At 65.2% G+C, this 12,291-nt stretch carries 10 protein-coding genes and 1 tRNA gene; 5 read left to right on the top strand and 6 right to left on the bottom strand.

Features of this window, described 5'->3' with window-relative positions; genetic code table 11:
- Position 1 precedes the first annotated feature (1 nt).
- Positions 2-76, top strand: a tRNA-Glu gene (locus tag AAIH46_RS21375).
- Positions 77-196: 120 nt separating this feature from the next.
- On the opposite strand, the gene recJ is transcribed toward AAIH46_RS21375, so the two are convergent.
- From recJ to AAIH46_RS21355, 4 genes are all read right to left on the bottom strand, one after another.
- Positions 197-1,999, bottom strand: a complete 1,803-nt coding sequence (gene recJ, locus AAIH46_RS21370; protein WP_430308084.1) for a single-stranded-DNA-specific exonuclease RecJ — start codon at positions 1,997-1,999, stop codon at positions 197-199.
- A 155-nt stretch (positions 2,000-2,154) separates the two neighbouring features.
- Positions 2,155-3,474, bottom strand: a complete 1,320-nt coding sequence (locus AAIH46_RS21365) for a homoserine dehydrogenase (protein WP_430308083.1) — start codon at positions 3,472-3,474, stop codon at positions 2,155-2,157.
- Positions 3,475-3,550: 76 nt separating this feature from the next.
- A complete protein-coding gene (locus AAIH46_RS21360) occupies positions 3,551-4,771 on the bottom strand; it encodes an LL-diaminopimelate aminotransferase (RefSeq protein ID WP_430308082.1) in 1,221 nt (406 codons plus the stop codon).
- A 99-nt stretch (positions 4,772-4,870) separates the two neighbouring features.
- Positions 4,871-5,275: an SHOCT domain-containing protein gene (locus tag AAIH46_RS21355; RefSeq protein WP_430308081.1), complete on the bottom strand. Its 405-nt coding sequence runs from the start codon at positions 5,273-5,275 to the stop codon at positions 4,871-4,873.
- Positions 5,276-5,412: 137 nt separating this feature from the next.
- Between AAIH46_RS21355 and AAIH46_RS21350 the strand changes: the two genes are divergently transcribed.
- The 4 genes from AAIH46_RS21350 to radC all read left to right on the top strand — a co-directional run bounded on the left by AAIH46_RS21350 (position 5,413) and on the right by radC (position 9,696).
- Positions 5,413-7,254 carry a PHA/PHB synthase family protein gene (locus AAIH46_RS21350; protein ID WP_430308080.1) on the top strand — a complete coding sequence of 614 codons (1,842 nt, stop codon included), beginning with the start codon at positions 5,413-5,415 and terminating at the stop codon, positions 7,252-7,254.
- A gap of 18 nt (positions 7,255-7,272) precedes the next feature.
- A complete protein-coding gene (gene sfsA / locus AAIH46_RS21345) occupies positions 7,273-7,989 on the top strand; it encodes a DNA/RNA nuclease SfsA (RefSeq protein WP_430308079.1) in 717 nt (238 codons plus the stop codon).
- Positions 7,990-8,022: 33 nt separating this feature from the next.
- On the top strand, positions 8,023-8,859 hold the full coding sequence (gene map / locus AAIH46_RS21340) for a type I methionyl aminopeptidase (RefSeq protein WP_430308078.1): 837 nt from the start codon (positions 8,023-8,025) through the stop codon (positions 8,857-8,859).
- Between the two features lie 66 nt (positions 8,860-8,925).
- Positions 8,926-9,696 (top strand): RadC family protein, encoded by a 771-nt coding sequence (radC, locus tag AAIH46_RS21335; RefSeq protein WP_430308077.1) that lies wholly within the window; start codon positions 8,926-8,928, stop codon positions 9,694-9,696.
- Positions 9,697-9,713: 17 nt separating this feature from the next.
- On the opposite strand, the gene AAIH46_RS21330 is transcribed toward radC, so the two are convergent.
- Entirely contained in the window at positions 9,714-11,522 is a 1,809-nt protein-coding gene (locus tag AAIH46_RS21330) for an ABC transporter ATP-binding protein (RefSeq protein ID WP_430308090.1), read from the bottom strand.
- 8 nt (positions 11,523-11,530) lie between these two features.
- Positions 11,531-12,289 (bottom strand): DUF1028 domain-containing protein, encoded by a 759-nt coding sequence (locus AAIH46_RS21325; protein WP_430308076.1) that lies wholly within the window; start codon positions 12,287-12,289, stop codon positions 11,531-11,533.
- Between the last annotated feature and the right edge of the window lie 2 nt (positions 12,290-12,291).

Raw genomic sequence — 12,291 nt, 5'->3', positions numbered from 1 at the left:
CGCGCCCTTCGTCTATCGGTTAGGACACCAGATTTTCATTCTGGGAAGAGGGGTTCGACTCCCCTAGGGCGTGCCACCCTCTCCCCTTACATGATCGCGCGACCGCGGATTGCTCTGACCGAAGCAGTCCGCCACGGGCGTTTGCCTGCAGCGCATCCGTGCGTCGCATACCCTGCGATTCCGCCCCGGCAGCGGCTTACAACGCCCGAGCAGCATCCAGAATCCGCAGTTGCACGCGGCGGCTGCCCTGCCAGTGATCGGCGCTCAGACAGCCCGCGACGTGCACCTGGCTGCCGCGCGACGACAGCAGCATCTGGCCGAGCGGTGTATCGGCGGCGCGGAAGGCGATCGCCTCCAGCCGCGTGCCATCCATCGATTGCAGCGTTGCCTTCACATGCGCGGTCCCGATCAACCGCGAATCGACAATCCGGTGGGACGGCACTGCGAAGATCGGCTGGCTGTGGCCCGATCCATACGGCCCTGCCTGTTCCAGGAGGTCGATGAGTGCGATCGTTGCGCCGGATGCCGACAGTGCACCGTCGATCTTCAGCACGTGGTTGCCGACGAGCCCCGGCACGACGGTTTCGGCCAAAGCTTCGAAGCTGGCGCGCAGCCGGCCGAGATTGGCGCGCTCGACCGTCAGGCCCGCCGCCATCGCATGGCCGCCGCCCTTGACCAGCAGCCCCTCCTCGACGCCGGCACGCACCATACGGCCGAGATCAAAGCCGGGGATCGAGCGGCCGGAGCCGGTGCCGCGGCCCGACGAATCGAAGGCGATGGCAAAGGCCGGCCGCTTGAACTTTTCCTTCAGCCGCGCTGCCAGCAGGCCGACGATGCCGGGATGCCAGTTGTCGCGGGCGGTGATGATCACCGAGGCGTTCTCGCCATCGCCGTATTCGGCGATGACCTCGGCCTCGGCTTCGGCGAGCATCGCCGCCTCCATCGCCTGCCGTTCGCGGTTGAGCTCATCCAGCCGCTCGGCGATGACGTCCGCCTCGGTCGGATCGTCGAGCGTCAGAAGCCGGCTGCCAAGCGCTGCATCACCGATTCGGCCGCCGGCATTGATGCGAGGGCCGACGAGAAATCCCAGATGATACGGCGTCACCGGGCCGCCAAGCCCGGCCTTGCGAAACAGCGCGGCAAGCCCGGCATTGCCCATGTGCCGGGCGGTCATCAGGCCCTTGACCACATAGGCCCGGTTGAGACCCTTCAGCGGCACCACGTCGCAGACGGTGGCCAGCGCCACAAGGTCCAGCCAGCCGAGAAGATCGAGCGTGCGCGCCCGCGGGTCGCCCTGCTCGCGCAGCAGCCTGGCGGTCGCCACCAGCACCATGAACACGACGCCGGCGGCACACAGATGCCCCTGCCCCGACAGATCGTCCTGACGGTTCGGGTTGACGAGCGCCACCGATGGCGGCAGCTCGTGCCCCATCTGGTGGTGGTCGATGACTACAACGTCGCAGTTTTCCACCGCCGCCGCCTGCAGCGCCTCGTGACTCGTCGATCCGCAGTCTACGGTGACGATCAGTTGCGCGCCGCCGGCAATCAGCTGGCGGATGGCATTCGGGTTGGGGCCATAGCCCTCGAAGATGCGGTCGGGAATATAGATCTCCGACTGCACCTCGAAATGCGTCAGAAAGCGCGACATCAGTGCGGAGGACGCGGCACCGTCGACGTCGTAATCGCCAAAGATCGCCACCCGCTGGCGCTTGCCGATTGCCTCCGCGAGCCGAGCTGCGGCCTTGTCGCAATCGATCAGGGTATGCGGATCCGGCATCAGCGAACGGATGGTCGGGTCCAGGAAGGCTGGCGCATCGTCGACGGCAACCCCGCGCCCTGCAAGAACCCGCGAGATCAGCTCCGGCAGGCCGTGCACCTGCGTCATCGCCAGGGCTCGATTCTGCGCCGCCTGATCGAGCCTCGACACCCACCGCTGGCCACTGGTGGAGTTCTCGACGCCGAGAAAGGCGCGGGAGACGGGGTCAACCGGTTCTGTCATGGGGCTCTTGTCTGATGGCGGGCGGCATGCACCGCTTCTAGAGCCTTTCGCAAGCCGATGGAAGCGTCTCGGGCGTCCGCCCGTCCACAGCCGTGACGATGCGCGAGCCCTGGAGCGTACGGTCGGGGGCAAGCGCCGGAGTGAGGGCTGGAGGCTCAGAAGGCCTTGGGGCGCTCGATGCGGATCACCTGGGGCTCGCTGGCAAGATAGTTCTCGCCCTTGATGCCGGAGACGGCCTTGCGGATCGAATCCTCTGTCGTCGCATGGGTGACGAGGATGATGGTCTTTGCCTCGCTCGCCGCGGCGCCGTTTGCCCGCTGGACGATGGATTCCAGCGAGATGCCGTTCTGCGCCATCTGGGTCGCGACATTGGCAAACACGCCAGCGCGGTCGAGCACGGTCAGGCGGATGAAATAGCCGCCCTCATGGCTCTGGATCTGCGCCTTGCGGTACGGCGACAGCGACGCTGCCGGCGTACCAAGTACCGGCACCCGCTGTTCGCCGGGACGGCTCTTGGCAATGTCGGCGATATCGCCGAGCACGGCGGACGCCGTGGCATTGCCGCCGGCACCCGGACCGACCATCAGCAGCTCGCCGAGGATGTCGGACTCGATCGCCACGGCGTTGGTGACGCCATCGACCTGGGCGATGACCGAGTCATGCGGCACCATGGTCGGATGGACGCGCTGCTCGATGCCGCTGTCGGTTCTCTGCGCGACGCCGAGCAGCTTGATCCGGTAGCCGAGATCGGCAGCGGCATGGATGTCGTCGATCGAGATGTTGGATATGCCCTCTAGATAGATCTCGTCAGCGGCAATCTGCGTGCCGAAGGCGAGCGTCGTCAGGATCGCCAGCTTGTGCGCCGTGTCGTTGCCCTCGATGTCGAAGGTCGGATCGGCTTCCGCATAGCCCAGCCGCTGGGCCTCCTTCAGGCAGGCCTCGAAGGTCAGCCCCTCCTTCTCCATGCGCGTCAGGATGTAATTGCAGGTGCCGTTCATGATGCCGTAGATGCGGCTGACGGTGTTGCCCGTCAGCGATTCCCGCAGCGCCTTGATCACCGGAATGCCGCCGGCGACGGCCGCCTCGAAGTTGAGAAGGACGCCCTTCTGTTCGGCAAGCCGGGCAAACTCCACCCCGTGGCGGGCAAGCAGCGCTTTGTTGGCGGTGACGACGTGCAGGCCGCGGGCAAGCGCTGCCCGCACCGACCGGTCGGCCGCACCCTCCGCGCCGCCGATCAGCTCGACAAGCACGTCGATGTCGCCGCGCTCGGCCATGGCTTCCGGCGTCTCGAACCATTCCGCCGTCGAAAGATCGATGCCGCGGTCGCGTGTCCGGTCGCGGGCGCTGACGGCGGTGATCTCGATCGGCCGGCCGCAGGTGATTGCCAGTTCGCTTGCCCGCATCTGCAGAATACGCGCCAGCGACGCGCCAACGGTTCCCAGACCCGCAAGACCGATTTTGAGGGCGTCTGCCATAGATACTATCCTGATCGAGATGATGCGGGCGGCGCCGGAGGCCGCCCATCGAAGGTGGGCACGAAAGCTGGAAGGTTCAGCGGTGGGCGTTCAGCGAGATGACGTTGTGCATCGTCTCGTCCGCCGTCGACAGGAACTTCTTGATGTTGCGCGCCGCCTGGCGGATGCGGTGCTCGTTCTCGACCAGTGCCAGACGCACGTAGTCGTCGCCCATCTCGCCGAAGCCGATCCCCGGCGCAACCGCGACGTCGGCCTTCTCGACCAGCAGCTTGGAGAATTCCAGCGAGCCGAGATGGCGGAACTTTTCCGGGATCTTGGCCCAGGCGAACATCGTCGCGGCCGGCGGCGGCACGTCGAAGCCGGCCTTGGCGAAGCTGTCGACCATCACGTCGCGACGCCGCTTGTAGACGTTGCGGACCTCGGCGATATCCGACCCGTCACCGTTCAGCGCATGGGTCGCGGCCACCTGGATCGGCGTGAAGGCACCGTAGTCGAGGTAGGATTTGACCCGCGTCAGGGCGGCGATCAGCCGCTCGTTGCCGACCGCAAAGCCGATGCGCCAGCCGGGCATGGAGAAGGTCTTCGACATGGAGGTGAACTCGACCGCGACATCCATGGCGCCGGGCACCTGCAGCACCGATGGCGGCGGATTGTTGTCGTCGAAGTAGATCTCCGAATAGGCAAGGTCCGACAGCACGATGATCTCGTGCTTCTTGGCGAACTCCACGACCTGCGTGTAGAAGTCCAGCGAGGCGACATGCGCCGTCGGGTTGGACGGATAGTTGATGATCAGCGCCAGCGGCTTGGGGATCGAATGCTTCACAGCGCGCTCCAGCGGCGCAAAGAAGCTGTCGTCCGGCTCGACCTGCATGGAGCGGATCACGCCACCGGCCATCAGGAAGCCGAAGGCGTGGATGGGATAGGTCGGGTTGGGGCACAGGATCACGTCGCCCGGCGCGGTGATCGCCTGCGCCATGTTGGCAAACCCCTCCTTGGAACCGAGCGTCGCGACGATCTGCGTTTCCGGATTGAGCTTCACGCCAAAGCGCCGTGCGTAATAGGCCGCCTGCGCGCGACGCAGCCCGGGAATGCCCTTCGACGAGGAATAGCGGTGGGTGCGTGGATCCTGGACCACTTCGCACAGCTTGTCGACGATGGCCTTCGGCGTCGGAAGATCGGGATTGCCCATGCCGAGGTCGATGATGTCCGCGCCGCCGGCTCGCGCGCTTGCCTTCAAACGGTTGACCTGTTCGAAAACGTAGGGCGGCAGTCTGCGGACCTTATGGAACTCTTCCATCGCGAACCTCTTCAGGGCATTGAACGCAAGGCCGCGGACCCATCTCGCAGAGCGCGGCACGGCAGTTGATTTGCGGCCAAATCTGCTTTGACGCAAGCCTTAATTGGCGATCTGCTTCTCGGCGTCGGCAGCGTGCTCGGCGGCCAGGCGCCGCAGTTCGGCAACACGACGCTCGTACTCGGCTTCGGTCACCGCACCCGAGGCGCGCGCCGATGCAAGCGCGGAGAGCTGCGCCTCGCTGGTGGTCGCCTCGGCATCCTCGATCTGCGTGTTGGCGGCGGTCATCGGCTTGCCGAATGTCGGATAGGTGCCGCTGTTCTGCTTGGTCAGAGCCATAGGCCGGGGTGCCGCGCGCGAACCGACGACGATCGCAGGCGGGGCCGTGTTGGGGATCCCGTCATCGAGCGCGAACGTGGAGCTCGAGCAGGCGCCAAGCTGGGAGGCGGCCGCAAGGATGCCGACAACCACGAGCCCACGCACCGAACGGGACGTCCGATCAACCATTTTCACAACCTACCCCTGCTACCGAATGCGCCCCTCCGGGCGGCTATCGCTGGAACTTGTATTCGTTTTCGGGCACAATGTAAAAACCAAAACAAGCATGGACCGGAGCGTCTCCGGCAACCGGGAGCGGAACCTACATGGGCGGCAAGGACCAGTCGAGCCGTGCCGGTGACGAGTTCACCGGATTCGATCCGGCGGCTTTCGAAGCCTACCTCGTCAAGGACCCGCAGACGCTGGCGATGAACATCGCGCGGGCGGCGGAAAACCTCGGCAAGGCGGCGACGGAATGGCTCGGCCCGCGCGAGCGCGGCGAAGTCGTCGACGTGGTCGATCCGCTCACCGACATGGTCAAGACCCTCTCCAAGGTCATCGAGTACTGGATGACCGAGCCGCAGCGAACGCTGGAGGCGCAATCGCTGCTGATGTCCTCCTACATGGGCATCTGGATGAACACGCTCAGCCGGCTGTCGGGTGAGCAGGTGGTAGGCGAGCCGGACAGCCTGCCGAAGGACAAGCGATTCGCCGACGAGGACTGGCGCAGCAACCCGTTCTTCGCGCTGATGCGGCAGGTCTACCTGGTCACCGCCACCTGGGCCGAAAAGCTGGTCGAGCGCTCCGGCGGGCTCGACGAGCATACGCGCCACAAGGCGGCCTTCTACGTGAAGCAGATGACGGCAGCGCTGTCGCCGGCCAATTTCGCGCTGACCAATCCGGAGGTCTACCGGCAGATGGTGGCCACCAACGGCGCCAACCTCGTCGCCGGCATGCAGAAGCTGGCCGAAGATGTCGCGGCCGGCGGCGGCGAACTGCGGCTGCGGCAGACGGATGCCCGGAACTTCCAGCTCGGCACCAATATCGCCGTGACCCCCGGCAAGGTGGTGGCGCGCAACCCGCTCTGCGAGATCATCCAGTACCAGCCGTCGACCGAGACGGTCTTCAAGCGGCCGCTGCTGATCGTCCCGCCATGGATCAACAAATACTACATTCTCGACCTTGGGCCGCAGAAGAGCTTCATCAAGTGGTGCGTCGACCAGGGCCACACGGTATTCGTCGTGTCCTGGGTCAATCCGGACGAAAGCCATGCGACGATGGCTTGGGAAGAATATGTGCGCGACGGCATCGATTTCGCGCTGCAGACGATCGAGACGGCGACTGGCGAAAAGCAGGTCAACGCCATCGGCTACTGCGTCGGCGGCACGCTACTTGCTGCCGCCCTCGCCTATCATGCCAAGAGCCGCAACCGACGCATCCGCTCCGCCACCTTTTTCACCACGCAGGTGGATTTCGTCCATGCGGGCGATCTGAAGGTGTTCGTCGACGAGGAGCAGATCGCCGCGATCGAGCGGCAGATGAGCATGACCGGCTATCTCGCCGGCTCGAAGATGGCGAGCGCCTTCAACATGCTGCGGGCATCCGAGCTGATCTGGCCTTACGTGGTGACCAACTATCTGAAGGGACAGGAGCCGATGGCCTTCGACCTGCTGTACTGGAACTCGGATTCCACCCGAATGACGGCGGCGAACCACGCTTTCTACCTGCGCAACTGCTACCTGCAGAACAAGCTGTCGCAGGACGAGATGCAGCTGTTCGGCAAGACGGTTTCGCTGACGGACGTAACGATCCCGATCTACAGCCTGGCGACGCGCGAGGACCATATCGCGCCGGCGCGGTCGGTGTTTCTCGGCAGCCAGCATTTCGGCAGCGACCCGACCTTCGTGCTCAGCGGTTCCGGGCATATCGCCGGCGTCGTCAATCCGCCGGAGAGGAACAAGTATCAGTACTGGACCAGCGACAAGATTGCCGGTTCGTTCGACGACTGGCTGGCTGCGGCGACGGAAACGCCCGGCTCCTGGTGGCCGCACTGGCAGGCCTGGATGGAAAGACAGAGCGACAAGCGGGTGGCGGCGCGCCAGCCCGGCGGCACGGCCCTGACGCCGCTCTGCGATGCGCCCGGGACCTATGTCATGGTCCGCAGCTGATCGGACGCAGAGACAGCCATGCAGTTTGATCAGCCTTTGGTGCCGGCACGGCTCGTCAGCCGCTACAAGCGCTTCCTGTTCGACGCCATCCTCGACGACGGGACGGCGATTACCGGCTCCTGTCCCAACACCGGTTCGATGCGCGGGCTGACGACGCCGGGGTCGCGGATCTGGCTGTCGCAGCACGACAGTCCGACACGCAAATATCGCCACATGTTCGAGATGGTCGAGGCAGACGGCACGCTCGTCGGGATCAACACCGGCATGCCCAACCGGCTGGCCGAGGAGGCGCTGAGGATGGGGATGGTGAGCGAGCTTCTGGGCTATGCCGAGCTGAAGCGCGAGCAGCGCTACGGACGCAATTCGCGGATCGACATGCTGCTTCTCGATCCGGCCCGGCCGCCTGCCTATATAGAGGTCAAGAACGTGCATTTCACCCGCACGCCCAGGCTTGCTGAGTTTCCCGATTCCATCACCACGCGCGGCGCCAAGCATCTCGAGGAGTTGGGCGACATGGTGGAGGCCGGTTCCCGTGCGGCGATGCTCTACGTGGTGCAGCGCGACGACTGCGACCGTCTGTCTATCTGTTCGGAACTCGATCCCGCCTACGGCCGGGCTTTCGAGCGGGCGCGCAGCCGGGGCGTCGAGGCCTATGCCATCGCCTGCCGCGTGACGCCGGAGGGAATTTCGGCGAGCCGGCCGATCCCGATAGACGAACGCGGACCCGCTGGTTAAAACCGACGAGAGACAAGACAGAAGTGTGATATCATGGTGACCTATATCGAGGCTGCGACTGCGCCGAAAAAGAACACGGGAGCCATTCGGCTCTACACCCAGGAGGATTTTGCCGGCATGCGCGCTGCCTGCCAGCTGACCTCCCGCTGCCTCGACGAGCTTGCGGCGATCGTCCAGCCGGGCGTTCTGACGAGTGCGATCGATCGCTTCGTGTTCGAGTTCGGCATGGACCACGGGGCACTTCCCGCCACCCTCAACTATCGCGGCTACAAGTACTCCGTCTGCACCTCCATCAACCATGTTGTCTGCCACGGCATGCCGGATGACAAGCCGCTGCGCGAAGGCGACATCGTCAACATCGACGTCACCTACCTGCTCGGCGGCTGGCACGGCGATTCCAGCCGCATGTATCCGGTCGGCCAGGTCAAGCGGGCCGCCGAGCGGCTGATGGAAGTCACCTACGAATGCCTGCTGCGCGGAATTGCAGCCGTCCGGCCCGGCGCCCGCACCGGTGCCATTGGCGAGGCCATCCAGGCTTATGCGGAAGCAGAGCGCTGCTCGGTCGTGCGCGATTTCTGCGGACATGGCGTCGGGCGGCTGTTCCACGACAGCCCGAACATCCTGCACTACGGCCGTGCCGACGAAGGTCCGGAACTGCGCGAAGGGATGATCTTCACCATCGAGCCGATGATCAATCTCGGCAAGCCGCACGTAAAGGTACTCGCCGACGGCTGGACGGCGGTCACCCGCGACAGATCGCTGTCAGCCCAGTACGAGCATGCCGTCGGCGTGACGGCGACCGGCTGCGAAATCTTCACGCTGTCTCCGGGCGGCCTCGACCGCCCCGGCCTTCCTCCTCTCAACGGGTGATCGATGTCATCTCCTCCGGTTCCTCCGTCCACGACGCCAGACGCTGATGACGAGCCGGAGGACCGGATGGAGCTGTTTCCGGACGAGCGAGGCTATTTTTCCGAGCAGCCGGCGAAGGCCACGCCGGCCAAGAGGGATCTGTCGCTTGGCAAGAGCGACGACAAGGCCGCCCACTATCATGGCCACCGCGAGCGGCTGCGGGCCCGCTACCGCGAGCATGGCGACACGGCGCTCGCCGATTACGAAATCCTCGAACTCATCCTCTTCCGGCTGATCCCGCGCCGCGACACCAAGCCGATCGCCAAGGCGCTGATCGAGCGCTTCGGCAATCTTGCCGGCGTGTTCGGGGCGCCGGCGGCACTGCTGCAGGAGGTGAGCGGGGTGGGCGACACTGTCGCACTGGATCTGAAGCTGATCGCCAGCGTCGGGCCGCGCGTGCTGAAGAGCGAGCTGCGCGGCAAGCAGGTGCTGGCCTCATGGTCGGCGGTGATCGACTATTGTCACGCCGCGATGGCCTTCGAGGCGCGCGAGCAGTTCCGCATCCTGTTCCTCGACAAGCGCAATGCGCTGATCGCCGACGAGGTGCAGGGTCGCGGCACCGTCGATCACACGCCGGTCTATCCCCGCGAAGTGGTGCGCCGGGCGCTGGAGCTTTCGGCGACCGCGCTCATTCTCGTCCATAACCATCCGAGTGGCGATCCGACACCGTCGCGCGCCGATATCGACATGACGCGAACCATCGTCGACACGGCAAAGCCGCTCGGCATCACCGTCCACGATCACATCATCATCGGCAAGGACGGCCATGCGAGCCTGAAGGGCCTCAGGCTGATCTGACCGCCTTTCGAGTTCTGCTAGCCGACCTGCACCATGTGACCCGCAGACACTTCGCGGTACTGGCGGACCGGAGGCTCGTAGCCGACCGGCCGCACCGGGCTCTTCAGCTCGTCGTCCGAAATGCCGCGACGGATACCGCGACGCGCCGGATCCGGCACCGGCACCGCCGCCATCAGCTTTTTCGTATAGGGATGTTGCGGGTTGCCGAAGACGGCGGCGCGCGGTCCGATCTCGACGATTTCCCCCAGATACATGACGGCGACCCGGTGGCTGACCCGCTCTACGACGGCCATATCGTGGCTGATGAACAGGAAGGCGAGATCGAGGCTCTCCTGCAGATCGAGCAGCAGGTTGCAGACCTGCGCCTTGATCGACACATCGAGCGCCGAGACGCTTTCGTCGGCGACGATGACCTTGGGATCGAGCGACAGCGCCCTGGCGATGGCGATGCGCTGGCGCTGGCCGCCCGAAAATTCGTGGGGGAAACGCCGCATCAGATCCGGCGACAGCCCGACACGCTTCAACAGATACGCCGTCTTTTCAGTTGCTTCCGCCTTGTTTCCGAGACGGTGCTTGAGGAATGGCTCGGAGATGGCCTGGCCGACGGACATCCGCGGATTGAGGCTGGAGAAAGGATCCTGGAAGATCATCTGTATGCTCTTGCGCATCCGCTGCAGTTCCAGCGTCCCGAGCCCGTTGACTTTGTAGCCGTCGAGCTGGATGTCGCCGGCCGTCGGCTCGATGAGCCGCATGATGGAGCGACCTGTGGTCGACTTGCCGCAGCCGCTTTCGCCGACCAGTGACAGGGTCTCGCCCTGGCGCAGATCGAAGGAAACGTTCTCCACCGCATGAATGGCACCGGTCTGCCGCGAGAACAGGCCGGAGCGCACCGGGAAGCGGGTCACCAGGTTCCTCACCTCGAGAATCGGCTGGCGGTGACCGGGACGTGTCACTGTCGGCTGTGGTTCGGTGGTGACGCCGGTCACCGTGTCGACGACGGGGAAGCGCAGCGGCTGAGCCTGCCCTTCCATAGAGCCGAGTTTCGGCACGGCCGACAGCAGCGCCCGCGTATAGGGATGCCGGCCGCGGTGGAAGATTTCTTCCGTCGGACCCGTCTCCACCGCATCGCCGCGGAACATCACCACGGTGCGGTCGGCGATCTCGGCCACGACGCCCATGTCGTGGGTGATGAAGAGGACGGACATGCCCTCCTCCTCCTGCAGCGTCTTGATGAGGTCGAGGATCTGGCCCTGGATCGTCACGTCGAGTGCCGTGGTCGGCTCATCGGCGATCAGCAGCTTCGGGCGCGAGGCGAGCGCCATGGCGATCATTACGCGCTGGCGCATGCCGCCGGAGAACTGGTGCGGGTATTCGTCGAAGCGCGTGCCGGCGTTCGGTATGCGCACCTTTTCCAGCATGCGGATGGTTTCTGCCCGAGCTTGCGCCTGGTTCATGCCCTTGTGCCGCGTCAGCACCTCGGAGATCTGCCGGCCGATGGTGAAGATCGGATTGAGGCTGGTCATCGGCTCCTGGAAGATCATCGAGACCTCGTTGCCGCGCACCGCCCGCATCTCCTTTTCGGACAGCGCCAGGAGGTCGCGACCGTTGAGGAACACCTCCCCCTCGATGCGGCTGACGTTCTTGGCCAGCAGTTGCATGATCGACAGCGAAGTGACGCTCTTGCCTGAGCCGCTCTCGCCGACGATCGCCAGCGTCTCGCCGGCCGCCACGTCGAAGGAAACGTCGCGGACCACCGATTTCCAGCCGCTGTCGGTGCGGAAGGATGTCGTCAGGTTGCGGACGGACAGGATGGGCTGCGGGGTCATATCTACTGTCATGTGGGTGTCCATGGCGTGGCGAAAGATGCCGACTGGCGGCCTTCGGCTGCCCGCTGGGCCTCCAAGCCGGCGATCTTTCTGTCGATTTCGGTTCGGTCGATCATGCCGTGCGGATTGTCGCGGGTCGGCATGGTCTCGGCCACGTGCAGGTAGCGCTCCTGCGCCACGGCATAGAGGCGGCGCAGTTCGGCCAGGGGATCGGTATGATCGTCGGCGCGGATGTTCAGCCAGGCGTGGTCCTGATCGCGATAGATGACGAGCGCCGCCGACTGCCGGCCGCGCTTGTCACCGCCGGCCGCCTCGCCGGCATCCATGGCCGACAGGAGTCGGTCGGCAAACGGCAGCGACGCATGCTGCCGGTAGGTCTCCAGCGTCCGGTCGAGCACCTGTGGCCCGGCCAGCATGTTGCCGGCCACGGACACATTGTCCTCGACGATATGTCCCGCCCAGTCGATGCACTTTGTGCCGGTGAAGGCGGCATTGCGACCGCCGGCATCGATCAGATGAAGCTGCCGCTGCTGCGCGCCGTCGTCGCGGCCGGTCAGGTGATCGATGATCTCCCGCGGGCTGCGGCCTTCGCCCAACATCGCCAGTCCCTCGGTCCCGTAGAGCGGGCTGACGAAGGCCTGCGTCGCCACGGCACCGATGCCGCCGCGCATATAGGGTACGGCGGCACCGACCGCGAAGAAGCGGCTGGCGACGGCGATGCCGAAATGGCCGGTCTCTGGGTCACGGGCGACGATCGACCAGGTCATGG

This window comes from Rhizobium sp. 0TCS1.26 (assembly GCF_050455525.1).
Taxonomy (GTDB): Bacteria; Pseudomonadota; Alphaproteobacteria; order Rhizobiales; family Rhizobiaceae; genus Neorhizobium.
This window is presented reverse-complemented; position numbering and strand designations above follow the sequence as displayed.